Source organism: Chromobacterium sp. S0633 (assembly GCF_024158805.1).
Lineage (GTDB): Bacteria > Pseudomonadota > Gammaproteobacteria > Burkholderiales > Chromobacteriaceae > Chromobacterium.
Genome location: NZ_JAMZGH010000002.1, coordinates 34,359 through 58,316 on the forward strand (window position 1 = coordinate 34,359; position 23,958 = coordinate 58,316).

Here is a 23,958-nt window from a genome sequence, read left to right on the forward strand (position 1 = left end):
TTAAATGGTTTGAAAGCCCCCGGAATCCGGGGGCTTTTTGTTTGACGCCGCGCAGGCGCAGCGGGGCAAGGGTTTGAGGGCAATGCCTGCGGGATGATATGGTTTCGCCCTTTAAGCCGATAATCATAATTAGCCATGTCCAAAACCTTCGCCTCCCTATTGGCGCTGGCCGTCTTGTGCGCGCCGCTTGCCGCCGCCGCAAAACCAGACTTCGTCCTATTGAAAGCGCGTTACCCGGAAAAGCTGTCCTACGACGGCTCGGCGCAATTGCTGAGCGCCGGCGGCGGCGAACTGAACGATTCCGCCATGGGTTTGATCGACGCGCTCAAGCTGCGTTTTCCCTGGCATGAGCTGTGGGCGCTGCGTTCGGCCAATGGCCTGAGCTTGCGTCAGGGGCGCGCGGAGGCGGCCTTGCCTTTGCCCAAGGGCGGTTATTTCACCGCCAGCTATGTGGCGATGTCGCGAGATGGCCTGACCTTGGCTTTTGGAAGCGGCCGGGACGGCAAGCTGGAGGCGGTGCGCTGGCGGCGCGGCGGGACGTTGGAAACGCTGGTGCCTGCCGGCCAGGCCTGGCTGTCCGGCGTCACCGACATCAGCGCCGACGGCCGCACGGTGATTGGCTGGCTGCTGAGCGATAAAGGGGCCATGCCGCGCGGCTTCCAATGGGTGGAGGGCAAGGGCTTCAGCTTGTTGCCGGAGCCCATGAGCCTGCCGCTGGCGCTGAGCGCGGACGGGGCCGTAACGGCTGGCATCGCCCTGCGCGGCGATCTGGACACGCTGCGGCGGATGCGGCGCATGCAAGATTTCATGAACGAAAGCCCGCTGATGAGCGATGGCGCGGCGAATCAGCTGCATGTTTCCGGCGTCCATCTGGGGCGCGGCGATGTGGCCGGCTACTTCAAGCATGCCGACTCCGGCGTGTGGCACGGCTTTGTCTGGAATCCGGACGAGGGCAAGCCAAGCCGGCGCGAGCCCTTGCCGTGGCCGGTAGAGGCGGAAGGCAAGATGGATGACGCGCAGCGCGACGCGCAAGTGCTGGCCTGGGCCGGCATGAGCGGCGCAGACGGGAAGACCTTCACGGAAAGCGACGCGGTGCGTTGGCGCGCGGGCGAGGGCGTCAGCGTGATCCGCGCCAAGTCGGTGCTGGAGGGCTTGTCCGCGGACGGGCGCACGGTTTTTGTGTCCTTTGACCGGGAAAACGACCATAGGCGCGCCTTGGTGCAAATCTCGCCGGAGGGCGAGGCGGATCTGGAGGCGGCGGTGCGCGCGGAAACCCGCAAGGAGAGCCTGGGGATGTTCTTGCGTTCGGTTTCCGAGGATGGCCGCCGCGTATGGCTAAGCGCGTCCGCTACGGACGGAGAGCACCCGCTGCGCTTGGAAAACGGCAAGCTGGCGCCGTTCTCGCCGGTGATCGGCGATCTGACGCTGACCGCTTATAGTCAGGACGGCCGCGTGGTGGCGGGCATCTCCACCCAGCCGGAGCAGGGTGGCTACGCCACTTTACGCTGGCATTTTGGCGCGCCCAAGACGCAGCGCCTGTTCTGCCCGGGCGAGGAGCGGAGCAGCAGCCACATTGTCATGTCCGGGGACGGCAAGGTGGTGGCCGCGGGGCAGGATACGCATACCTGCCTGTTCGGGCCTTTGGATTAAATGGCAAGGCCCCGCGGAAGCGGGGCTTTGGAGAACGGGTTCCGGCGCTTGCCGGTGGGCTTAAATCGCCTGTTCGTTGGTTTCGCCGGTGCGGATGCGCACCACTTGCTCCACCGGGGTGACGAAGATCTTGCCGTCGCCTATCTTGCCGGTGCGGGCGGTGGCGACGATGGTTTCGATGGCGCGCTCCACCAGGTCATCCGGCAGGATCACTTCCACTTTCACCTTGGGTAAAAAGTCCACCACGTATTCGGCGCCGCGATAGAGCTCGGTATGGCCCTTCTGGCGGCCAAAGCCCTTGACCTCGGTGACGGTCAGGCCGTTGATGCCCAGCTCGGACAGGGCCTCGCGCACCTCGTCCAGTTTGAACGGCTTGATCACGGCTTCAACCTTTTTCATGCTGGAAGCTCCTTGCTGATGAGATGAAATGCTGTCTAAATGCGGATTATTTTATTAAGCGGCGGACATCCGGGCAATTAGCCGCTTAAAACAAACAGTGAATTGCTGTATTATGACGCGCTTTCCTGATACTTGTCGCGGGTGTCTAATGTCTTACCTTACCAAGCTCCGTGGCGGCGTTGCGCTGTCGCCGTTCCGTCTTGAAAAACTGCTTGCCGCAGCCGCCGAAGCCGGGCTGCCGGACCTCAGCATCAGTGCCGAATTCTGGCATTTCGCCGAAAGCGAAACCGAACTGACGCTGGAAGAGCAGGCCACCTTGGGCAAGTTGCTGAGTTACGGCGAAGCGCCGTTGGCCGGCCAGCCGGATGGCGAACTGTTTCTGGTGACGCCGCGATTGGGCACTTTGTCGCCCTGGGCCTCCAAGGCCACCGATATCGCCCAGCACTGCGGGCTGGGAGGAATTTACCGCATCGAACGCGGCACCGCCTTCTGGGTTAAGTCCGCGCAACAATCTTTAAATGAAGAGGCTCGTCATATTTTGACGGGCCTCTTGCACGATAGGATGACGGAAACGGTGCTGGCCTCGCTGGACGACGCCGCCCGCCTGTTTGTCCATCAAGATCCGCAGCCGATGAGCAGCGTGGACATCCTCGCCGGCGGCCGCGCGGCGCTGGAGGCGGCCAACGCCGATCTGGGCCTGGCCCTGTCCGAGGACGAGGTGGAATATCTGGTGGAAAACTTCACCAAGATGCGCCGCAATCCCACCGACGTGGAATTGATGATGTTCGCGCAGGCCAACTCCGAGCACTGCCGCCACAAGATCTTCAACGCCAAATTCATCATCGACGGCGAGGAGCAGGAAAAGTCGCTGTTCCGCATGATCCGGGACACCCACGACGCCAATCCGCAAGGCACGCTGGTGGCGTACAAGGACAACGCCTCGGTGATCGAAGGCGCTTTCATCGAGCGTTTCTATCCGCAGCCGGACGGCCACGGCTACGCTTACCACAGCGAGCCCACCGATATTCTGATGAAGGTGGAAACCCATAACCACCCGACGGCGATTTCGCCGTTCGCCGGCGCGTCCACCGGCAACGGCGGCGAAATCCGCGACGAGGGCGCCACCGGCCGCGGCTCGCGTCCCAAGGCCGGCATGACCGGTTTCACCGTATCCAATCTGAACATCCCCGGCTTTGTGCAGCCGTGGGAACGTTACAGCGACGTAGCGGCGCAATACGGCAAGCCGGAGCGCATCGCCTCCGCCTTGCAGATCATGCTGGAAGGTCCTATCGGCGGCGCGGCGTTCAATAATGAGTTCGGCCGTCCCAATCTGACCGGCTATTTCCGCACCTTCGAAGAAGTGGTGGAAGGCGAGATGCGCGGCTATCACAAGCCGATCATGATCGCCGGCGGCCTGGGCAATATCCAGCAGCAGCAAATCCACAAGAACGAGATTCCGGAAGGCGCGCTGCTGATTCAGCTGGGCGGCCCCAGCCTGTTGATCGGCCTGGGCGGCGGCGCGGCTTCGTCCATGGACACCGGCGCCAATAGCGCGGATCTGGACTTCGACTCCGTGCAGCGCGGCAACCCGGAAATCGAACGCCGTTGCCAGGAAGTGATCGACCGCTGCTGGCAGATGGGCGACGCCAACCCCATCGTGTCGATTCACGACGTGGGCGCCGGCGGTCTGTCCAACGCCTTCCCGGAGCTGGTGAACGACGCCGGCCGCGGCGCCATCTTCCATTTGCGCAAAGTGCACCTGGAAGAAAAGGGCATGACGCCGATGCAGATCTGGTCCAACGAGTCGCAGGAGCGCTATGTGATGGCGGTGCTGCCGCAGGATCTGGAACGCTTCACCGCGCTGTGCGAACGCGAGCGCTGCCCGTTCGCGGTGCTGGGCGTGGCCACCGACGACGGCCATCTGCAGGTGCGCGACGATCACTTCGACAACCATCCGGTGGACATGCCGCTGGAGGTGTTGCTGGGCAAGCCGCCGCGGATGACCCGCGACGTGAGCACCCGCGAGCGCGATCTGGCCATCTTCGACGCCTCGCGCTTTGAATTGAAGGAAACCGCGCTGCGCGTGCTGCGCAACCCGACGGTGGCGGACAAATCCTTCCTGATCACCATCGGCGACCGCACCGTGGGCGGCATGACCGCGCGCGATCAGATGGTGGGCCGCTGGCAGGTGCCGGTGGCGGACGTGGCCGTCACCACCATGGGTTTCAACACCTACCGCGGCGAAGCGATGGCGATGGGCGAACGCACGCCCACCGCGCTGTTCGACGCGCCGGCCTCCGGCCGCATGGCGATAGGCGAGGCGCTGACCAATATCGCCGCCTCTTTTGTCGGCCACCTGGGCAACGTCAAGCTGTCCGCCAACTGGATGGCCGCCGCCGGCCACCCGGGCGAGGAAGCGCGCCTGTACCGTACGGTGGACGCGGTGTCCAAGCTGAGCCAGGACCTGGGCATCAGCATCCCGGTGGGCAAGGATTCCTTGTCGATGAAGACGGTGTGGGAAGAGGCCGGCGAGAAGAAAGCCGTGACCGCACCGCTGTCGCTGATCATTTCCGCTTTCTCCCCGGTGGAAGACGTGCGCAAAACCGCTACGCCGGAGCTGAAAGAGGACAAAGACACCGATCTGATCCTGATCGACCTGGGCTACGGCCGCTGCCGTCTGGGCGGTTCCATCTACGGCCAGGTATGGAAGGCGATGGAAGGCAAGGCGCCGGACGTGGAAAGCCCGCACCAGTTGGCGGCCTTCTTCAACACCGTGCAGACGCTGTTGCGCGACGATATGTTGCTGGCCTATCACGACCGCTCCGACGGCGGCCTGTTCGTGACCTTGTCGGAAATGATGTTCGCCGGCCATATCGGCGTCACCATCGATCTGCAGGAACTGGTGATCGAGCGCAAGAACACCCAGCGCATCATCGACGACTTCGTGCAGCCCACTCAGGAAGCCGCCACCCATGGCCGCCTGATGCGGGTGCTGTTCAATGAAGAGCTGGGCGCGGTGTTGCAGGTGAAGAAATCCGACACGCCGGAAGTGATTTCGCGCTTCATGAAGGCCGGTATCGGCCGCGAGCTGTTCGTGATCGGCCGCGTGAACAACAAGGACCGCCTGGTGATCAAGCACCGCGGCGTGGAGTTGTTCAACGAGAGCCGTTCCGATCTGCACCGCGAATGGTCCGAGACCAGCGCCCGCATGCAGCGCCTGCGCGACAATCCGGCCTGCGCCGACAGCGAACACCTGCTGCGTTCCAGCCCGAAAGCGCCGGGTCTGAGCGCCAAGCTGAGCTTCGACGTGCACGCCGATCCGGCGGCGCCCTTCGTCGCCGGCGGCGCGCGTCCGCGCCTGGCGGTGCTGCGCGAGCAGGGCGTCAACGGTCAGCTGGAGATGGCGGCGGCTTTCGACCGCGCCGGTTTCGATACCGTGGACGTGCATATGAGCGACGTCATCAGCGGCCGCGTGTCGCTGGCGGACTTCAAGGGCCTGGCCGCCTGCGGCGGCTTCAGCTACGGCGACGTGCTGGGCGCCGGCGAAGGCTGGGCCAAGAGCATTCTGTTCAATCCGCGCGCCCGCGATCAGTTCGAGGCCTTCTTCGGCCGCGGCGACACTTTCGCGCTGGGCGTGTGCAACGGCTGCCAGATGATGTCCAATCTGTCGTCCATCATCCCGGGCGCCGAACACTGGCCCAAGTTCCACCGCAACGCTTCCGAGCAGTTCGAGGCGCGCTTCGCCATGGTGGAGGTGACGGCCTCGCCGTCCATCTTCCTGGGCGATATGGTGGGCAGCCAGCTGCCGGTGGTGGTCAGCCACGGCGAGGGTCGCGCGGTGTTCGCGCCGGGCGCGCAGGAGCAGGCGCTGACGGCGTTGCGCTATGTCGATTTCGACGGCCGCGCCACCCAGACCTATCCGCTGAACCCCAACGGCTCGCCGGCGGGCATCACCGGGGTGACCACGGCCGACGGCCGCTTCACCATCATGATGCCGCACCCGGAACGGGTGTTCCGCACCGTGCAGAACAGCTGGCACCCGGCGGATTGGGGCGAGAACGGCGCTTGGTACCGGATGTTCGCCGCTGCCCGCCGCTGGGTGGGTTGAGCGGGGCCATGGCGGGCCGGTGTTCCGGCCCATGGTGAACATGATCGAAACGGAAGCTTTGGCTTCCGTTTTTTTATGGTTCAGCGCGCTTTAAGCCCGTAGCCGGCGTCGCGGGCGGCCGCGCGCACCTCCTCCAGCAATAGCCGGGCTTTGCGCGGAATGCGGCGGTTGGCGAAGACGGCGTGCATCTGCGGATTGTCGCCGTGGCTGGAGACGATGCGGTAATCCGGGCACAGCCGCAGCAGCTGGCCGGCGCGCACCAGCGGCTCGGCCAGCCAATTGCCCAGACGGGCGACGCCCAGGCCGGCCAGCACGGCGTGGAGCACGGCGCTGCCGGAGCTGACGCGGTGCCAGGGCGTCAGATTGAGGCTGAGCTGGTGGCCGGCGGACACGAAATTCCAGGCTTTCAGCACGCGCGGCGCGGAGTGGATCAGCACCCGGTGCTCCGGCAGTTGTTCCGGCGTTTGCGGCGCGCCGTGGCGCTCGACGTAGGCCGGGCTGGCATAGAGGTGGCGCTGGTAATCCCACAGCGGGTAGCCGATCAGCTCGCTGGAGGCGGGGAAGGCGCCGCGGATGCTGAAGTCCAGCTTCTCGCGTATCGGGTCCAGTATGGTGTCGCTGTACAGCACGTCGAAGCGCAGCTCCGGGTTGGCGTCGGCCATGCGGGTCAGCACCGGCGGCAACAGAGCGTGGCTCATCGCCTCCGGCGCGGAAAAGCGCAGCAGACCGCGCGGCGCCTCGCTCAAGGCCGCCAGCTCGTCCTCGGCTTCTTCCTGCAGGTCCAGCATTTTGCGCGCCGCGGCGTAATAGCTTTCGCCGGCCAGGGTCAGATTGACCTGTTTTTGCGAGCGCGCCAGCAGGCTGCCGCCCAGCGCTTCTTCCAGCGTCTGCACCGCGCGGGTGGCGCTGCTGGGCGATGTGCCCAGCTGGCGCGCGGCGGCGACAAAGCTTTTTCTTTCCACCACCGCGCAGAACACGCGCAATTCCCATAAGGATTTCATCCCGGCCCCGGTATTCTGATTGCGATTTTCGCAATACGGTATTGCAAGCACGCTTGGCTGGCAAGGCATAGAATCTTGTCCTAACTGTAAGCGGCGCGGAGCCGGGAGAAGTGGATGCTGTTGACCTTGAGTTTTTTGTGCGTGATTGCCTTCGCCGCCGGCCTGGTGGACGCGGCGGTGGGCGGCGGCGGCCTGATTCAGATTCCGGCCCTGTTCAGCGCCTTGCCCAATCTGGCGCCGGCCACGGTGTTCGGCACCAATAAGCTGGCGGCGGCCATGGGCACGCTGTCCGCCGCGCGTTCCTATCTGAAGCGGGTCAAGGTGCCGTGGCGCTTGGTGCTGCCGGCGGCGGTGGCGGCCTTCTTCATGTCCATCGCCGGCGCGGCCACGGTCAGCCTGATCGACAAGGCCGTGCTGCGCCCCCTGGTGTTGGCGCTCCTGGTGGTGATGGCGGTGTACACCTTGTGGAAGAAGGACTTCGGCTCCCTGCACAAGCCGGTGGCGATAGGCCGGCGCGAAATGGCGATAGGCATGGCCATCGGCGGCGCCATCGGTTTTTACGACGGCCTGTTCGGCCCCGGCACCGGCAGCTTTCTGATGTTTTTGTTCATCCGCTTCTTCGCTTTCGATTTTCTGCACGCCTCGGCCTCGGCCAAGGTGGTGAACCTGACCACCAACTGCGCGGCGCTGCTGTTCTTCATCCCCGCCGGTCATGTGCTGTTCCAGTACGCGCTGCCGATGGCGGTGTGCAATATGGCCGGCGCGACAGTGGGCACCTGGGTGGCGATGAAGAAGGGCACCGGCTTTGTGCGGGTGCTGTTCCTGCTGTTGACCAGCACCTTGATCCTCAAGCTGGGCTGGGACATCTTCCACGGCTGAGCGTCTGTTCAAGTCCGCCGCGCTGGACCGGGCGCGGCGGGCGCCGTTGCGCAAGGCGCATGCGCCGCCTCCCTTCCGTTTCTTCCTTTCCTCCCTCCTTGTCTCGCCTAATTCTCGGGATGTTGAACGGCCTCCGGACCGGGCCGGCTTTTGAACTCTGGCGCGGCCTCCTTTATGATGCGGGTTGTCGCCATCTGCGCAGAGAGTTTATGCATCCATCACGTTGTCCGCCCGCGGCGCGGGCGCGGCATTTGCGCGAGCTGCCCAATATCGGCCCCAGCCTGGCCGAGGATTTGCGCCTGCTCGGCATCGAAGAGCCGCGCCAATTGCGCGGCGCCGAGCCTTTGCGGCTGTACCACCGTTTGTGCGAACTGACCGGAACCCGGCAGGACCCGTGCGTGCTGGATACGCTGATGTCGGTGGTCCATTACATGGACAGCGACGAGGCGCGGCCGTGGTGGAGCTTCACCGCCGAGCGCAAGGCGAAAGGCGGCTACTGATGGCGCGGCCGGACGCCGATTCCAAGCTGACCGCCTGCCACGATTGCGATCTGCTGATGCGGGTGGCGTTGAAGGGGGAGGGCCGGGCGTGCTGCCCGCGCTGCGGCGCTTTGGTGCGCCGTTACGGCGCGCAGCGGCAGGACGCCGAGCTGGCGCTGCTGCTGACCGGGGTGATCGCCTTTCTGCTGGCCAACGTCTATCCGGTGGTGACCCTGGAGGCCGCCGGAGCCCGCAGCGCGGCCACCTTGTGGCAGACGGTGGTGGCGCTGGAGCGCCAGGGCATGTTGTCGGTGGCGATGCTGGTGATGTTCACCGGCATCGTGATGCCTTCGCTGGAGCTGGGCAGCATGCTCTATGTGCGGCTGCCGCTGGCCTTCGGCCATGTGCCGCGCGGCTTTCCCTGGCTGATGCGGCTGAAGATACTGACCCGCCCGTGGTGCATGGTGGAAGTGTTTTTGCTGGGCATCCTGGTGTCCCTGGTCAAACTGGTCAGCCTGGCCACCGTGCACGTGGGCGTGGGCCTGATGGCCTTGTTCGCCTTGATCGTGTTGATGGCGGCCAGCGCCAGTCGTTTCAATCCGGAAGACTTGTGGGAGCGTTGTCAGCAATGTCGGACTACCGCGTGAAAACCGCTGCGCAGTCCGGCCTGTGGCTGTGCCACGGCTGCGGGCTGCTGTGCCGGGCCGGAGAAGGCACCCAATCCTGCCCGCGCTGCCACGCCGCGCTGCACTCGCGCAAGCCGCACAGCCTGCAGCGCAGCTGGGCCTTGCTGCTGGCGGCGATGGTGGCCTATCTGCCCGCCAATCTGCTGCCTATCATGGAAACCTCCACCATCATGGGCATGCAGAACGACACCATCATGAGCGGGGTGGTGTATTTGTGGAAATCCGGCTCCTGGCCGCTGGCGCTGGTGGTGTTCACCGCCAGCGTGCTGGTGCCGCTGTTGAAGATTCTGGCCTTGCTGCTCTTGCTGGTGACGGTGCAGCTGGGTTCCGGCTGGGCGCCGCGGCAACGGACGCGGCTGTATCGGGTGGTGGAGGTGATCGGCCCGTGGTCGATGTTGGACATTTACGTGGTGGCCCTGATGGTGGCGCTGGTGCAATGGCAGTCGCTGGCGTCGATCAAGGCCGGGCCGGGGGCGATCGCCTTCGGCACGGTGGTGGTGCTGACCATGGTGGCGGCGATGAGTTTCGATCCCAGGCTGATCTGGGATCAGGTAAAGGAAGACGATGAGCAGTGATCAACCCGAAAAACCGGCCGCAGCCGGCGAGGACTTGCCGGCCGCGGTGCCGGTGAAGCGGCGGCGCTGGTCGCCGTCGCTGGTGTGGCTGATTCCGGTGGTGGCGGCGGTGATTGGCGGCTGGCTGGCGGTGAGCGCGGTCTTATCGCGCGGGCCCACCATCACCATCGCCTTCCAGAACGCGGAAGGGCTGGAGGCGGGCAAAACCCGGATCAAGTACAAGGACGTGGAGATAGGCGAGGTGAAGGCGGTGTCGGTGAGTTCGGACCGTCAGTCCATCCTGGTCACCGCGGAGCTGAGCAAGAATGTGGACGATTACCTGGTGGCGGACAGCCGTTTCTGGGTGGTGCGGCCGCGCATCTCCGGCGGCAGCGTGTCCGGTCTGGGCACGGTGCTGGGCGGCTCCTACATCGGCATGGACGTGGGCAAGAGCAAGGAGCGCCGCACCGAGTTCAAGGGCCTGGAAGTGCCGCCCATCATCAACGCGGACCTGCCGGGCAAGATGTTCGTGCTGCGCTCCGACAATCTGGGCTCGCTCAACGCCGGCTCGCCGGTGTATTTCCGCCGCGTGCCGGTGGGCCAGGTGGTGGGCTACGAGCTGGACCCGGCCGGTAGCGCGGTGAAGCTGTCGGTCTTCGTCAACGCGCCCTATGATCACTTCGTCACCGTCAACAGCCGCTTCTGGCACGCCAGCGGCATCGACGTGGCCATCGGCGCCAACGGCCTGAGCGTCAACACCCAGTCCTTGGCGGCGATTGCGCTGGGCGGCATCGCCTTTGAAACCCCGCTCAGCGACGGGCCGGACAAGGCGCCGGACGCCAAATACCTGTTCCTGCTCAATGAAACCCGCGAAAAAGCGCTGCAGAACCGCGACCGGGAAACCCAGTCCTTCCGGCTGAAGTTTCGGCAGTCGGTGCGCGGCCTGACCGTGGGCGCGCCGGTGGATTTCCGCGGCATCACCTTCGGCGAAGTCACCGCCATCGGCATCGAATACGCGGCGGCGCGCAAGGACTTCGACATGACGGTGGACATCCGCACCTATCCCAGCCGGCTCAACACCCTGTCCGGCGATCACAGCCTGTCGGCCAAGATTTCCGTGGAATCGCTGGTGCGCAACGGCCTGCGCGCCCAACTGCGCTCCGGCAGCTTGATCACCGGCCAGCTTTACGTGGCGCTGGACTTCTTCCCCGAGGCCAAGCCGGCCAAGGTGGCGGTGCGCAACGGCATGACCGAGTTGCCGACGCTGCCGGGCGATCTGGAAGAACTGCAGCGGGTATTGCAGCGCATTGCGCGCCGGCTGGACAAGGTGCCGTTCGACAGCATAGGCGAGGAGCTGAATCAATCGTTGAAATCGCTGCACCAGACGCTGGACGGCATGCGCAAGCTGTCCGAGAACATGGACGGCAAGGTGCTGCCGCAGGCGGTGAAAACGCTGGAAGACTTGCAGAAAACGCTGGAAAGCACGCGCCAGACGATGCAGGCGGATTCGCCGCTGCAGCAGGACGTGCGCGCGGCGGCGCAGGAAGTGTCGGAAACGGCGCGCAGTTTCCGCGCGCTGGCCGATTACCTGGACCGCCATCCGGAAGCGTTGATACGCGGCAAGGGAGAGAAAAAATGAAATCCATCGCGCTGAGCTTGATCATGCTGGCGCTGCTAAGCGCCTGCGCCTCGCCGCCCACCACCTTCCATCAATTGCGGCCGGCGTTGTCGACGGCGGCCGCGACCCCCGTGCTGGGCGTCAGCGTGATGGTGGGGCCGGCTAGCCTGCCCGCGGGGCTGGAGCGCCCCCAGCTGGTAGTGGAAGACGCCGCCGGCAATGTCGAATTGCTGGACTTGCAACGCTGGGCCGGTCCGCTGGACCGCATGCTGACGCAAGCCGTGGCGGCGGACCTGTCCCGCTCGCTGGGCCTGGCCAGTATCTACGCCTATCCGCAACCGGGCATGGGCGGCGGGGACGTCCGCTTATTGCTGGACGTGCGCCAGCTGCGCCTGCGTCCGGGGCGCGACGCCTCGCTGGAAGTGGCTTGGCAGGCGCTGCCGACGCAGGGCGACAAACGGCCGCTGGCCAGCGGTTATTTCCTGCAGAGCCAGCCTTTGGCGACGCCGGACGCCGCGGCGGCCGCGGCCGGCCTGCAGACGCTGGTGACCGAGCTGGGCCGCCGGCTGGCCGGCGAGTTGGGGCCGGCTCTGGCCGGCTTCAAGCGCTAGGAGGGGCCGGCGGGCGCCGTTGCGCCCACGGTCTGGCCTGCTCCAACTGGCGGGCCAGCCGCAGCAGGGTCAGGTCGTCGCCGCAGCGCGCGACGAATTGCACGCCTATCGGCAGCCCGGCCTGGCTCCAGTACAGCGGCACGCTCATTGCCGGCTGTCCGCTCATATTGAAGGGTATGGTCCAGCCCAGATACTCCATCAGACGGCGCGAAGTGGCTGGAATCAACTGGCCGAAGCGCAAAGTCCAATCCCAGCCCAGCTTGCCCAGCATCCAGCGCGAGATCGCGGTTTCGGCGGCGCTGGGCCCCAGGCCGCCGACGAGGGCGGGCGGCTGGTTCAGGGTCGGGGTGGCCAGCGCGTCGTAGCGCTGGTGGAAGGTTTCCATGATCCGGGCCTGCTCCCAGGCGAAACCGCGCGCCCAGGCCAGCTCTCCGGCGCTGAGCCGCTCGCCGTAGCGCGCCAGCGCCCAGCTGGCCGCTTCCAGTTGCTGGTGGCGCGCCGGCTTGCCGGTGCGGCGCTCGATGTCGCGCAGCAGGCCGGCCATCTCGCCGCAGATGATGGCCAGCATCGCGCGGTTGTATTCCTCCGGCGACGCCAGCGGCGGCGACGCTTCTTCCACCTCGTGTCCCAGCTCGGTCAGCAAGGCCAGCGCGTCGTCCAGCGCGGCGGCGCAGTCCGGGTGCAGCGCGCCGCCCAGGATAGGGCGCTTGCTCCAGGCGACGCGCAGCTTGCCGGGCTCGCGCTGATGCGCGGCGAAAAAGCTTTGTTCCGGCGCCGGCCAGTAATAGGCCTCGCCGCCGCGCGGGCCGCCGGCCAGCAGGTCCAGCATCGCCGCGCTGTCGCGCACGCTGCGCGTCAGCGCGTGTTGGCAGACCAGGCCCTGCCAGCCCTCGCTGTAGTCCGGTCCGGCCGGGCCGCGTCCGCGGCTGGGCTTGAGGCCGAACACGCCGCAGTTGGAGGCGGGAATACGGATGGAGCCGCCGCCGTCGCCGCCGTGGGCGATGGGCACGATGCCGGCGGCCACCGCCGCGGCCGAGCCGCCGCTGGAGCCGCCCGGGGTGCGGGTCAGGTCCCAGGGATTGCGGCTGAGGCCGTAGACCTCGGATTCGGTGTAGGGGCTGAGGCCCAGTTCAGGCGTGGCGGTTTTGCCGATGAAGATCAGGCCGCCCTGGCGATAACGTTGGATGATGTCGGCGTCGCGCGGCGCGACGTAGCCGTCGAACAGGCGGCTGCCGTTGCGAGTGGGCACGCCGGCGATGTCGGCCAGCAAATCCTTGATCAGCACCGGGCAGCCGGCAAGCGGGCCGGCGCCTTGCGCTTGCCGCAACTGGGCCTGAGCCTGTTCCGGCAGCGGCAGGCAGACCGCGTTCAGCGCCGGATTCCAGCGCTCCAGCCGTGCCTGGGCGGCGGCCGCGGCCTCGCCGGCGCTGATCTGGCCATCGGCGATCAGCTGGGCCAGGCCAATGCCGTCGTAGTCTTCGTATTCATTGAAACAGTTCATGCCTGCCTCCGGGGGCTTGGCTGGCGCTCCATGGCGTACCAGCATAGTCGAACAAGACGGCTTGATGTACTGATTGCGACTAAATAAAATCGAATGCGATGGTTTTCTTGTCTTGATGATGCAATATGAATTTTACGGGGGAGGCGTGGCAATGCGCAATCTGAGGGCGGGAGTTGGTTTCTTGGGTTTGCTGATGGCGGTCGGGGCGGTTGCCGAAACACCAGGACACTCGCAGGCCCCGCGCAAGGAGTCGGTTTACGCCTATGCCGAATTGGCTAAGGGGCGGGCGGCCTTCGACGCATTCCGCGCGCTGGCACCGGGCTCCTCGCTGCGCTATCGCCTTTATCCACATCCGCCGCGGGCGGGAGTAGGGCTATTTTGGCGCGATGGCAGTGGGGGCAAAGGCATGGTCAAGCTCGCCAGCGACTACAGCTTTGCCCTGGATGAGTTGGCGGGGCTGGCGCAGCGCAAAGCACTGTTGGTGGCGAACCTGCCCCCGGTGGAGTTGAGTTGGCGTCCGGTGGTACGCAGCAAAGGTCTGCCCGCCAATACCCGGCGGCTGGGAGATTTGCGACTGGAGTGCTTGGTGGGGGTCCAGAGTAGGGTGAGCTTGCGGGATGAGAGGGAGGTGGCCTGCTTGCCGGTAGTGGAGGCCGCGTGTCAGGAGGATGTGGTGGCCTGCGCGCGCAAGGCTTCAGCGGCCTTGGGTGAGGCGATGCTCAAGGGGCTGGCGCGCTTGCAGAGCGAGAAAAACCCTTATGAGCAAGGGCGCGTTCAATACTTGTTCATTGCTGACAAGCCGGTGTTCAGCGTTACCTTGTTGGAGCGTGGCAAGCAGTTCACCTTGCCCGTCATCTGGCTTTACGGTCGCGCTGAGTCGTTCACACCGTTCTTTCAATGGCCGTACCCGCGTGAGTATTTGTATTCGGTGCCGCTGGATGTAGGGGCATGGTCTGACGATGCGCAAGTCGTGTTGGAACCCATGATTGGGGAGGGCGGCAAATGAAAAAGCGATGGTGGGCGCTATGTTGCGTTTGTTGGTTGATGGGGTGCGCCAGCAGCGGAAGCAGGCAGTTGGCGGAAGTGGATGAACCGGCGGTGAAGCGAATGCTGCAAAGCGGAGGCAGCCAGCGCGAGGTGCTTGATGCTTTTGGGGAGCCGCAGGACCGAATACGTTTTTCCAGCAATCGTGAATTGTGGGTGTACAGCTATGTTCAGTATCGGCCTCAGTTGCAAAACTTCACCGACCTGGGGCCCTTGTTCAGTGCGCAGAACCGTTACGACAAGGAGCTGGTGTTATTGTTTGACGTTGGGGGTAAGGTACTGCAGTGGCGCTTGTCCACCAGAGAGGAGGTGCGTGGTACCGGGGTGCTGAATAAGTCCCCAACAGGAGGGTGATGGTTGGCGCATAGCCAGTTGCAGTGGCATCCCCTACAATAGCGGGAATGCAACAGCGGACTTGCCGGTGGTTGCGGGTGGCCCGAGCGTCTGTCTTGGAAGATGGAGACGGAGCGGGCGCCGCAGCGGGCGCAAGCCGCTTTTTTTATTACGGAACGAAATGATGGAACCAGTGCGCCTGTCGAAACGCATGGCCGAGTTGGGTTTGTGCTCGCGCCGCGAGGCCGATAGCTATATCGAACAAGGGTGGGTGAAAGTGGACGGCGAGGTGGCCGTCCTCGGGCAGAAAGTGCTGCCGCACAATCTGATCGAAGTGGACAAGAAGGCGCAGGACGCTCAAGCCTCGCGCGTCACCATCCTGCTGAACAAGCCCATGGGTTACGTGTCCGGCCAGGCCGAGGACGGCTACGAGCCGGCGGTGGTGCTGGTCAAACCGGAAAACCAGTGGGCGGAGGACAAGAGCCGCCGCCGGTTTTCTGCGCAGCATCTGAGAGGGCTGGCGCCGGCCGGCCGTCTGGACATCGATTCGGTGGGCCTGTTGATCCTGACCCAGGACGGCCGGGTGGCCAAGCAGATCATCGGCGAGCATTCCAGCGTGGACAAGGAGTACCTGGTGCGGGTGGAGGGCGAACTTTCCGAAGAAGGTTTGAGTCTGCTCAATCACGGTCTGGAGCTGGATGGTAAAAAATTGCTGCCTGCCACCGTGGCTTGGCAAAACGAGGATCAGTTGCGTTTTGTGCTGCGCGAGGGCAAGAAACGCCAGATCCGCCGCATGTGCGAACTGGTGGGCTTGCGCGTGGTAGGCCTGAAGCGGATTCGCATCGGCAAGGTCAAGCTGGGCAATCTGCCCACCGGCCAATGGCGCTATCTGCGCGACGACGAATCGTTTTGATCCGGCCGGACGGCCGGTTGTCAGTGGGGGACGCATGTTAGGGCGCTTGTTGCAAAGATGGGGGCTGGATGCCGAAAGCCGGCAGCAGCAGCGGGAGTTGACGCAGGCGATAGAGAGCCTGGTCGACGGCACGGACAAGCGTTTGCGCCTGTCTCCCGGCTATCTGGACGCGCTGGCCCCGGGCATGCGCGTCACCCAGGCCTATCTGGCCGAGTTGCCCAGCCGAATGCCGGAGCCGCTGACGCTGTCCTTGCGCGGCTTTGCGCAGGACCCGCGGCTGGGCTTGCTGTTTTCCGGGCCGGCCAGCCTTTTGTCCTGCCTGCGGCAGAGCGAAGCCTTGCGCAATTTCTTCCTGTCCGCCAGCCAGGGCGACGAGGCCTGGGCCTTGTTGTCGATGGCGCGCAGCGAAACCGGCCGCCTGGGCGTGGCGATGGAGGGCGGGGAGCTGCGCCGCGAAGTGCCGCAGCAGGTGGTGAGCTTCGACGGTCATAGGCTGGCCATGCCCTGCGCGTCGCGCGAGCTGCTGCTTGAGAGCAGCGCGCGGCGCAGCGAGGAAATGCTGGTCACGGTGATCGCGCGGCGGCTGAACCTGCTGGAGCAGTTGCGCCAGACCTTGGACAACGAGATGTCGCGGCTGCAATTGCGCTTGAGCGTGCTGCGTTGCGAGGCCGGCACCGTGGTGGACGGCTCCTCGGACGGTTCGCCCTTGCCCGATACCTGCGAAGGGGTGCAGCGGCGCATGGCCGAGATCGAGCCCCAATTGCGCGAGGCGCGCGGCGCGCTGAGCCTTGAGGGCTTGCTGGAGACGGTGCGCCATGTGCTGGAGCATCCGGCCGAATATTTTCGGCTGGAATGGCGGACCTTGTACCTGAACCGCATGGGGATCAAGCAGGACGCGCCGGGCGAAGACTCCACCGAACTGGAGTTCGAGGAGCTGGTGTTGGGGCAGGCCCAGCCTTTGCGCCGCGCCTTGATGCCGGTGCGGGTGACGCGCCAGGCGCTGGCGGAACTGGAGCGGGAATTCGGCAGCGACTGAGACGGGGCCCGACTACGCCAAAGCGGGCTGTGCAAAGCCGAAACAAGGGCTATGCTGGAACTGTATAGTCGCTTTCGATCAGCCTTCAGGGCGGCTGATTGAGTCTGCCCCGGCACCAGGCCGGGGTTTTTTTGCGCCCGCCGCATCGCAATGGGATATTTTGCGCCGGGAATGCGTGAAACGCCCGTCAGGGCTTGCTTTGTGCTATCCTTGCGCCCCTCTTCAGCAACGACCGTGACCCGTCACTCAAGCCATGAAAGATCCTTGCGATCACTACACCTTCGATCTGATTGGCGGCGTCCGCAAAAAGCCGGGACGCAAGCCCTTGGGCGAGCGCGCGATGACGGTGGCCGAGCGCAAGCGGCGCAGCCGCGAACTGCGCCGCAGCCGCCTGCAGGAGCTGTCGGTGACGGTGGAACTGAGCCGGGACGCGCAGAAGTCGCTGGATAAAATGATAGAGTGGTGGGGCGTCAGCAAGAAGGAGGCGATCAACCGCGCGCTGATGATAGCCTGTCAATCGCAGACCGGGCGCACCGCGCAGCTGTTCGAGTTTGAACTGCCGCCGGAGGCGCGGCGCAAGGGCAAGAAGGCGGACGGCGGCAAGCCGGGCGCTTGATACGGAACCTCATAGGCAAAAGGCCGGGCGAATGCCCGGCCTTTTGCTATTCGCGCACAGGCGTTCAGCCGTAGCGTTTGGCGGCTTCGATCGCCAGGCCGCTGCCGATGCTGCCGAACAGATCGCCTTCCACATGGCGGGCCTGGGGCAGCAGGCGCTTGATGCTGTCGCGCAGCGCCGGCACGCCGCTGGAACCGCCGGTGAAGAAGACGGTGTCGATGTCGTCGGCCTGCGCGCAGGCGTCGGTCAGCAATTGGCGCACGGTGGCGCCGATCTGGCCCAGCATCGCATCTATGCTGTGATTGAATTGATCGCGGCTCAACTCGCAATGCAGGCCGGCCTCGATATGCCCCAGGTCCAGCCGGTGCTGCGCCTCGTCCGATAGTGCGATCTTGGCGGCTTCCACCTGCATCGCCAGTCGGTGGCCGGCGCGGTCCTGGATCAGGCGGAACAGGCGGTCCAGCACCTGCGGCTGCGCCGCGTCGCGGTGCACGTCCTGCAGGTCCATCCAGGCCTTGCGGGTGTAGGCGAAGTTGATGGTGTGCCAGGTGGCCAGGTTGAAGTACTGGCTGGACGGCATCTCCGCGTTGTTGCGCAGCCGGCTCTTGAAGCCGAACAGGGGCATCACGCCGTGCAGGCTCAATTGCTTGTCGAAGTCCGTGCCGCCGATGTGGACGCCGCCGGTGGCGAGAATGTCGTCGAGGCGCTCGTCCAGGCGGTGGCGCTCGGGCGCCAGGCGGATCAGGGTGAAGTCCGAGGTGCCGCCGCCGATGTCGACGATCAGCACCAGCTCTTCGCGCTCCAGCCGGGCTTCGTAGTCGAAGGCGGCGGCGATGGGTTCGAACTGGAAGGACACGTCCTTGAAGCCCACCTGGCGCGCGATCTCGCCCAGCGTGGTCTCGGCTTCGGCGTCGGCCTTGGGGTTGTCGTCGACAAAGTGCACCGGGCGGCCCAGCACCACTTGTTCGAACGGGCGCTCGGCGGCGCGGTCGGCGCGCAGCTTCAATTCCTGGATGAACAGGCTGAGCAGGTGGCGGAAAGGCAGGGCCTTGCCTTGCACTTCGGTTTGGCTGTCGATCAGGTTGGAGCCCAGCAGGCTTTTCAGCGAGCGCATCAGCCGGCCTTCGTAGCCTTCCATGTATTCCTGCAGCGCCAGCCGGCCGAACACGGAATGATCTTCCTCGTAATTGAAGAAAACCACCGAGGGCAAGGTGATCTTGCCGTCCTCCAGCGTCAATAGAGTGGCTTGGTTCGGGCGCAGCCACCCCACGGTGGAGTTGGATGTGCCAAAGTCAATGCCGCAGGCGCGGGCCGTAGTCTGCGTGTTCATATTCCCTCCCGTAAAGCGAGGCGCGATGGTACGCGGATTGGCGCGGCAAGGGAAGGCTTTGGCAACCGAATCAAGCGTTTTGTCGCTTTGGCGGCTTCGGCCGCGCCTGTCTTTTGGCCGGGGCGCGCGGTGGCCGCAACGCAATGGGTATATGCTGAAAGCGCGTCCCGCAGGAGCCGGGGCGGGTAATGGACTGAATGGAAAGGATCCAGGCATGAATAAACTGATCGTGATGTTTGTTGCATTGGCGCTGGGGAGCGGCGGCCTGTCCGGCTGCGCGAACATGTCCGAAACCCAGAAAGACACCGGTACCGGCGCGGCGATTGGCGCGGTGGCCGGCGCGGTGCTGGGCGGCCTGACCGCCGGCGGCAACCCTGGCCGCAGCGCCGCCACCGGCGCGGCCCTGGGCGCGGCGCTGGGCGCCGGCGGCGGCTATTTGTGGTCCAAGCACATGCAGGAGCAGAAGGCGGCGATGGAGCAGGCGACCAAGGGTTCGGGCGTCAGCGTCAGCCAGACCGCGGACAATCAGCTGAAGCTGGACATCCCGAGCGATGTGTCTTTTGACGTGGGCCGCTACGACATCAAGCCCAATCTGCGGCCGATTCTGGACCGTTTCGCCGCCACCTTGAACCAGAACCCGGTGACCACGGTGAAGATCGTCGGCCATACCGACAACACCGGCTCCAATGCGGTCAATGACCCGCTGTCGCTGAACCGCGCCCGCGCCACGCGCGACTATCTGACCGCGCGCGGCGTGGCGGAGGGGCGGATCAGCATCGCCGGCCGCGGCTCGCATGAGCCGGTGGCGAGCAACGCCAGCGCCTCGGGGCGGGCGAAGAACCGGCGGGTGGAAATCTTCGTGGGCGAAGCCGCGCGCGGTTGACGCGGGCGGACGGAGCGATGCGGGGCGGGCGCCGTAAACGGCGCGCCGCCCTTTGTGTTTTTCTGCCGAGGCATGCGCAGGCTGTCTGTTAAATTTTAAATGTAATACGTAATATATTTTAAAGCGACGCTTTGCTAGAATGTCGGCCACGACAAACGGGCATTTTCAGGCATGGCGACAGATATTTATTCGCGCATCCGGCAGGCGGCGTTCGAGCTGGTGGGCGAAGGCGTATGGCCGACGGTGATGGAGGTGAGGGCCAGGATAGGCGCGGGCTCCAACACCACGATCAACAACACCTTGAAAGAATGGCGGCAGGAGTTTCTGTCGCGGGTGGCGGTGTCGTCGCGGCGGCCGGATTGGCCGGCCGGCCTGGCCGAAGCCTTTGAACAAGTGTGGCAGCGGGCCTGCGACGAGGCGGACGGGCGGCTGGAGTCTTTGCGTCAGGACGCGGAAACCGCGGTGGCCCAGGCCGCGGCGGAGACCCGCGAGCTGGAAGCCGGCCTGGCGGCGCGCCAGGCCGAGTTGCAGTCCGCCTTGCGCGAGCTGGAGTTGCGCGCCGCGAGGCTGGCGGACTTGGAAGGACGCTTGCAGGGCGAGGAAACCCGGCGCCAGATGTTGGAGCGGGCGCAGCTGGAGCAGGAGTCGAGGCTGGAGCAGTCCAGGAAGGAGCTGTCCGAGCTTAGGCGTCAGGCGGAGCAACGTCAGCAGGAACTGGAAGAGCGCGCCGAGCTGAAAGTGCAGGAGGCGCGGGAGGAAGCCGCGCGGCGCGAGGCGCTGGCCTATGAGCGGCTGGAAGGTTTGCGGCTGCGGCTCTACGAACAGATGGAAGAGGAGCGCCGGGCGATGCAGCAGGCGCAGGCGCGCCAGGAAGAGGCTTTGCAACAAAGCCGGCGCGAGCGGACGCGGCTGGAAAGCGAGTGGCGCGACCGTCTGGCGGAGCGCGAGCGAGACAACGGTCGTTTGGAGGCGAGGCTGGAGTGGCTGGAAGGGCGCAGCGCCGCCTTGGAGCAGGATGCGTTGCGGCAGGCGGTGCAGTTGGAGCAGACTTCGGCGCGCTTGCTGGATATGGCCAGCGAGAACAGCCGGCTGGCCGGCGAGGTGAATCTGGGCGCCGAGCGGCAGCTGGCGCGTTTGGTCGAGATTCTGGCCGGTTCGCGCCAGGAGCTGTTGGCGCTGGACGAGGCGGGCTTGCGCGAATGGCTGGGGCGGCAACTGCAATTGCCCCTGCTGGGCTAGCTCGCTCCGGACGCGTGTTTCTACTAAGTGCTTGCCACGATGCCGGCGGAAGCCGGCTTTGCTAGTTTGACGTGAGGATTGTCTTGATTGGAGGCAATATGACTTTCGTCGAATATTATCGCGCGCCGGCGCTGATCTCCCTGCTGGCCTTGTTCGTGTGGTCCGGCTTGTGCTGGGCGGACGGCGGCTCTTTCTGGCAGGGTTTGCTGGCGATGGCCGCGGGCAAGAATCTGTCCATTCTGTCCGGTCTGGCCGTGTTCTGGGTTCTGGAGCTGGCGGGACGCGCGTGGTCTAGATCCCGCGAGGGGCGAGACCCTATGCATTTGCAGTCGTAGCCGGCGGCAAGGGCCGGCAATGAAAAGCGCGCCAAAGGGCGCGCTTTTTTCATGGCCGCGGCGGCCTCGCAAGCTCTTGAGGCCGGTTTGCGGGCTTTCTCAGAACAAGCGGGCCAGCCCCGCGGCGATGCGCTCCAGGTATTCGGCGTCCACCGCGTCGAAGCTGGCCGGTTCGCTGGAGTCCACATCCAGCACCGCGACCACTTCGCCGGCGGCGTTGCGGACGGGCACCACGATTTCCGAACGGGCGCTGGAGGAGCAGGCGATATGGCCGGGGAAAGCGTCGACATCTTCCACCACCAGGGTTTTTTCGGCCTGCCAGGCGCTGCCGCACACCCCTTTGCCAAACGGGATGCGAGTGCAGGCGATCGGGCCCTGGAAGGGGCCAAGCACCAGTTGCTTGTCCTTGACCAGGTAGAAGCCGGTCCACAGCCAGTCGAAGCTGCTGTGCAAGGCGGCGCAGAGATTGGCCAGCGCGGCGATCTGATCGGTTTCGGACTCAATCAGCGCCAGCGCCTGCGGCAATAGGGTTTGATAGCGCTCTTGTTTGTCGGCGCCGTGGATGATCAGCTGTTCTGCCATGGGGTGTCGTCGGGGTGTGGCTTGGGAAAGCGACAGCATACACAGCGGGCGGGCAAAAGAAAACGCCGCCCGGCGGGGCGGCGTTGCGCGGCGGGCCGGGGCCCGTTTACATCATGTGTTGACCGCCGTTCATCGCCACGTTGGCGCCGGTGATGAAGCCGGCTTGTTCGGAGGCGAGGAAGGCGACCAGGGCGGCGATTTCCTCGGGCTTGCCCAGGCGGCCCACCGGAATCTGCGCCACGATCTTGTTGCGCGTCTCCTCCGCCACCGCCATCACCATATCGGTGGCGATATAGCCGGGCGAAATGGTGTTGACGGTCACGCCCTTGCGCGCCACTTCCTGCGCCAGGGCCATGGTGAAGCCGTGCATGCCGGCCTTGGCGGCGGAGTAGTTGGTCTGGCCGAACTGCCCCTTCTGACCGTTGATCGAGGAGATGTTGATGATGCGGCCGAAGCCGCGGTCGCCCATGCCGTCCACCACCGGCTTGGTCATATTGAACAGGGAGTCCAGATTGGTGCGCAGCACCGCGTCCCAATCGTCCTTGGTCTGCTTCTTGAAACTGCAGTCGCGGGTGATGCCGGCGTTGTTGACCAGCACGTCCACCGGCCCCAGGTCTTTGGCCACCTTTTCGGCCAGTGCCTTGCAGGCTGCGGTGTCGGTGACGTCGCATTGGTAGGCGTGGATATCCTTGAGTCCCAGCCCCTTCATGTCGGCGAGCCAGGCTTGTTCGCGGCCGGGCTTGCTGTAGGTGGTGACTACGATGTGACCGCTTTCCGCCAGGGCTTTGCAGATGGCGGTGCCAATACCGCCCATGCCGCCGGTTACGAGTGCGATTCGCTTAGTCATAGTGCTGGCTCCTTTTTTGGCTGTCTGTCTGGATATGCTTATGCGATACGACTTTCAGTTTTTTAGGATAAGTGAATTACCCGCGTATGTGAATGGAAAGTACGCACACCCTTCGTCACGGCTTGGACGGTGAAAGTTCATCCGTTAGACGTTGCAGCAAAGAGAGCCGGGACTTGGCGATGGCGCCCGATTCACATGCGGTCATGATGGCACAGTTCGGTTCCACGCGGTGCGAACAATTGTGGAAGCGGCATTGACCAATCAACGGGCGTATTTCCGGGAAGTAGCGGGTTAGTTCGGCGGCCTTCAAATGCTTGAGGCCAAACTCCTGCAGGCCGGGGGAATCGATCAGATGACTGTCCGCGTTCAGATGGTAAAGCGTGGCGTGAGTCGTGGTGTGGCGGCCGGAGTCCAGCGCGGTGGAAATGTCGCCGATGCGGGCGTTGGCGTCCGGCAGCAGCGCATTGGTCAGCGTGGACTTGCCCATGCCGGACTGGCCGACGAAGACGCTGGTCTGGCCTTGCAGCAAGGGCAGCAGCGGCGCGACGTCCTGCTTGGCGGACAGGGTGACCACTTGGTAGCCCAGTTGGCGGTACAGCTCCAACTTGCGCAGCAAGCCCTCGGTTTCCGGCAGGTCGGCCTTGTTGACCACGATGACGGGATCGATGTCGCCGGCTTCCGCGGCGATCAGGCAGCGGCCCAGCAGTTCTTCGTTGGGGCTGGGCACGGCGGCGATCACGAACAGGATGCGGGTCACATTGGCGGCGATGACCTTGGTTTTCCAGTCGTCCTGGCGGTAGAGCAGGCTGCGTCGCTCTTGCGAGCGCTCGATGACGGCCTGTTCCTTGTTCTGCACCAGGATGTCCACCCAGTCGCCGCAGGCGAAATCGACGCGTTTGCCGCGGGTGGTGCAATCGTAAACCTGGCCGTCGGATTCAACGATGAAGCGGCGGCCGTGGCTGCGGATGATTTGTCCGGTCTGACCTGTCATGGGCGGGCCAGCAGCGCTTCGGTCTTGGCGGCGCAGATGAAGTCGTTCAGGGTCAGGCCGCCGGCGTCGTGGGTGCTGAAGTTGACGACGACGCGGTTGTAATGCACCGACAGGTCCGGGTGGTGGTCTTCGCGGTGGGCGATCCAGGCCAGCGCGTTGACGAAGGCCATGGTGTCGTGGAAGTTGGCGAAGGGAAAGGTCTTGGTCAGTTCGATGCCGCGGATGTTCCAGCCGGGCAGGGAACCCATCAATTGGTTGACGGTGCTGGCGGCCAGCGGGCTGGCGCCGTGTTGGGCTTCGCAGGACAGTTCGAGCAGGTTCAT

At 65.0% G+C, this 23,958-nt stretch carries 24 protein-coding genes; 16 read left to right on the forward strand and 8 right to left on the reverse strand.

The annotated features are described in order from the left end of the window. The first annotated feature begins 135 nt into the window (after positions 1-135). Positions 136-1,650 (forward strand): hypothetical protein, encoded by a 1,515-nt coding sequence (locus tag NK214_RS01285; protein WP_253313600.1) that lies wholly within the window; start codon positions 136-138, stop codon positions 1,648-1,650. A 60-nt stretch (positions 1,651-1,710) separates the two neighbouring features. Here NK214_RS01285 and NK214_RS01290 read toward each other — a convergent pair whose 3' ends face one another. Then, positions 1,711-2,049 carry a P-II family nitrogen regulator gene (locus NK214_RS01290; protein ID WP_019100167.1) on the reverse strand — a complete coding sequence of 113 codons (339 nt, stop codon included), beginning with the start codon at positions 2,047-2,049 and terminating at the stop codon, positions 1,711-1,713. A 148-nt stretch (positions 2,050-2,197) separates the two neighbouring features. On the opposite strand from NK214_RS01290, the gene purL reads away from it, so the two are divergent. Then, positions 2,198-6,157 carry a phosphoribosylformylglycinamidine synthase gene (gene purL / locus NK214_RS01295; RefSeq protein ID WP_253313601.1) on the forward strand — a complete coding sequence of 1,320 codons (3,960 nt, stop codon included), beginning with the start codon at positions 2,198-2,200 and terminating at the stop codon, positions 6,155-6,157. Positions 6,158-6,237: 80 nt separating this feature from the next. On the opposite strand, the gene NK214_RS01300 is transcribed toward purL, so the two are convergent. Further along, positions 6,238-7,158, reverse strand: coding sequence for a LysR family transcriptional regulator (locus NK214_RS01300; protein WP_235088406.1), 921 nt, complete (start codon positions 7,156-7,158; stop codon positions 6,238-6,240). Positions 7,159-7,272: 114 nt separating this feature from the next. Between NK214_RS01300 and NK214_RS01305 the strand changes: the two genes are divergently transcribed. The 6 genes from NK214_RS01305 (at position 7,273) to NK214_RS01330 (ending at position 11,985) form a co-directional block, all read left to right on the forward strand. After that, positions 7,273-8,037, forward strand: coding sequence for a TSUP family transporter (locus NK214_RS01305; protein ID WP_197081470.1), 765 nt, complete (start codon positions 7,273-7,275; stop codon positions 8,035-8,037). A 209-nt stretch (positions 8,038-8,246) separates the two neighbouring features. Beyond that, positions 8,247-8,537: a helix-hairpin-helix domain-containing protein gene (locus NK214_RS01310; RefSeq protein ID WP_107798801.1), complete on the forward strand. Its 291-nt coding sequence runs from the start codon at positions 8,247-8,249 to the stop codon at positions 8,535-8,537. Further along, positions 8,537-9,163, forward strand: coding sequence for a paraquat-inducible protein A (locus NK214_RS01315; protein ID WP_253313602.1), 627 nt, complete (start codon positions 8,537-8,539; stop codon positions 9,161-9,163). Before NK214_RS01310 ends, NK214_RS01315 begins: the two co-directional genes overlap by 1 nt. Continuing rightward, positions 9,145-9,777: a paraquat-inducible protein A gene (locus NK214_RS01320; protein ID WP_253313603.1), complete on the forward strand. Its 633-nt coding sequence runs from the start codon at positions 9,145-9,147 to the stop codon at positions 9,775-9,777. Before NK214_RS01315 ends, NK214_RS01320 begins: the two co-directional genes overlap by 19 nt. Continuing rightward, on the forward strand, positions 9,767-11,395 hold the full coding sequence (locus NK214_RS01325) for an intermembrane transport protein PqiB (RefSeq protein WP_253313604.1): 1,629 nt from the start codon (positions 9,767-9,769) through the stop codon (positions 11,393-11,395). Before NK214_RS01320 ends, NK214_RS01325 begins: the two co-directional genes overlap by 11 nt. Then, complete coding sequence (locus NK214_RS01330; RefSeq protein ID WP_227103423.1) at positions 11,392-11,985, forward strand: membrane integrity-associated transporter subunit PqiC; 594 nt, start codon at positions 11,392-11,394, stop codon at positions 11,983-11,985. Before NK214_RS01325 ends, NK214_RS01330 begins: the two co-directional genes overlap by 4 nt. On the opposite strand, the gene NK214_RS01335 is transcribed toward NK214_RS01330, so the two are convergent. Then, positions 11,975-13,486: an amidase gene (locus tag NK214_RS01335; RefSeq protein WP_253313605.1), complete on the reverse strand. Its 1,512-nt coding sequence runs from the start codon at positions 13,484-13,486 to the stop codon at positions 11,975-11,977. The genes NK214_RS01330 and NK214_RS01335 overlap by 11 nt on opposite strands. Positions 13,487-13,559: 73 nt before the next feature. On the opposite strand from NK214_RS01335, the gene NK214_RS01340 reads away from it, so the two are divergent. The 5 genes from NK214_RS01340 to NK214_RS01360 all read left to right on the forward strand — a co-directional run bounded on the left by NK214_RS01340 (position 13,560) and on the right by NK214_RS01360 (position 17,428). Continuing rightward, entirely contained in the window at positions 13,560-14,492 is a 933-nt protein-coding gene (locus NK214_RS01340; RefSeq protein WP_253313606.1) for a hypothetical protein, read from the forward strand. Continuing rightward, positions 14,489-14,884 (forward strand): hypothetical protein, encoded by a 396-nt coding sequence (locus NK214_RS01345; protein WP_253313607.1) that lies wholly within the window; start codon positions 14,489-14,491, stop codon positions 14,882-14,884. The genes NK214_RS01340 and NK214_RS01345 overlap by 4 nt, the downstream gene beginning before the upstream one ends. A 163-nt stretch (positions 14,885-15,047) precedes the next feature. Next, positions 15,048-15,776, forward strand: coding sequence for a pseudouridine synthase (locus tag NK214_RS01350; protein WP_227103415.1), 729 nt, complete (start codon positions 15,048-15,050; stop codon positions 15,774-15,776). A gap of 34 nt (positions 15,777-15,810) precedes the next feature. Continuing rightward, a complete protein-coding gene (locus NK214_RS01355; protein ID WP_253313608.1) occupies positions 15,811-16,812 on the forward strand; it encodes a hypothetical protein in 1,002 nt (333 codons plus the stop codon). 253 nt (positions 16,813-17,065) lie between these two features. Beyond that, a complete protein-coding gene (locus NK214_RS01360; RefSeq protein ID WP_253313609.1) occupies positions 17,066-17,428 on the forward strand; it encodes a hypothetical protein in 363 nt (120 codons plus the stop codon). Positions 17,429-17,492: 64 nt separating this feature from the next. Here NK214_RS01360 and NK214_RS01365 read toward each other — a convergent pair whose 3' ends face one another. Next, complete coding sequence (locus NK214_RS01365) at positions 17,493-18,758, reverse strand: Hsp70 family protein (protein ID WP_107798809.1); 1,266 nt, start codon at positions 18,756-18,758, stop codon at positions 17,493-17,495. A gap of 214 nt (positions 18,759-18,972) precedes the next feature. On the opposite strand from NK214_RS01365, the gene NK214_RS25060 reads away from it, so the two are divergent. The 3 genes from NK214_RS25060 to NK214_RS01385 all read left to right on the forward strand — a co-directional run bounded on the left by NK214_RS25060 (position 18,973) and on the right by NK214_RS01385 (position 21,215). Further along, positions 18,973-19,641, forward strand: coding sequence for an OmpA family protein (locus NK214_RS25060; protein ID WP_107798810.1), 669 nt, complete (start codon positions 18,973-18,975; stop codon positions 19,639-19,641). Between the two features lie 171 nt (positions 19,642-19,812). Next, positions 19,813-20,880 (forward strand): DNA-binding protein, encoded by a 1,068-nt coding sequence (locus tag NK214_RS01380; protein ID WP_253313610.1) that lies wholly within the window; start codon positions 19,813-19,815, stop codon positions 20,878-20,880. Positions 20,881-20,978: 98 nt separating this feature from the next. Next, positions 20,979-21,215 carry a hypothetical protein gene (locus tag NK214_RS01385; protein ID WP_253313611.1) on the forward strand — a complete coding sequence of 79 codons (237 nt, stop codon included), beginning with the start codon at positions 20,979-20,981 and terminating at the stop codon, positions 21,213-21,215. 99 nt (positions 21,216-21,314) lie between these two features. Here NK214_RS01385 and NK214_RS01390 read toward each other — a convergent pair whose 3' ends face one another. The 4 genes from NK214_RS01390 to NK214_RS01405 form a co-directional block, all read right to left on the reverse strand. Beyond that, positions 21,315-21,797: a GAF domain-containing protein gene (locus NK214_RS01390; RefSeq protein ID WP_253313612.1), complete on the reverse strand. Its 483-nt coding sequence runs from the start codon at positions 21,795-21,797 to the stop codon at positions 21,315-21,317. Between the two features lie 106 nt (positions 21,798-21,903). Further along, entirely contained in the window at positions 21,904-22,644 is a 741-nt protein-coding gene (gene phbB, locus NK214_RS01395; protein WP_107798814.1) for an acetoacetyl-CoA reductase, read from the reverse strand. A gap of 115 nt (positions 22,645-22,759) precedes the next feature. Continuing rightward, on the reverse strand, positions 22,760-23,635 hold the full coding sequence (gene rsgA / locus NK214_RS01400; protein WP_227103405.1) for a ribosome small subunit-dependent GTPase A: 876 nt from the start codon (positions 23,633-23,635) through the stop codon (positions 22,760-22,762). Further along, on the reverse strand, positions 23,632-23,958 hold the full coding sequence (locus tag NK214_RS01405; protein WP_048415508.1) for a 4a-hydroxytetrahydrobiopterin dehydratase: 327 nt from the start codon (positions 23,956-23,958) through the stop codon (positions 23,632-23,634). Before NK214_RS01405 ends, rsgA begins: the two co-directional genes overlap by 4 nt.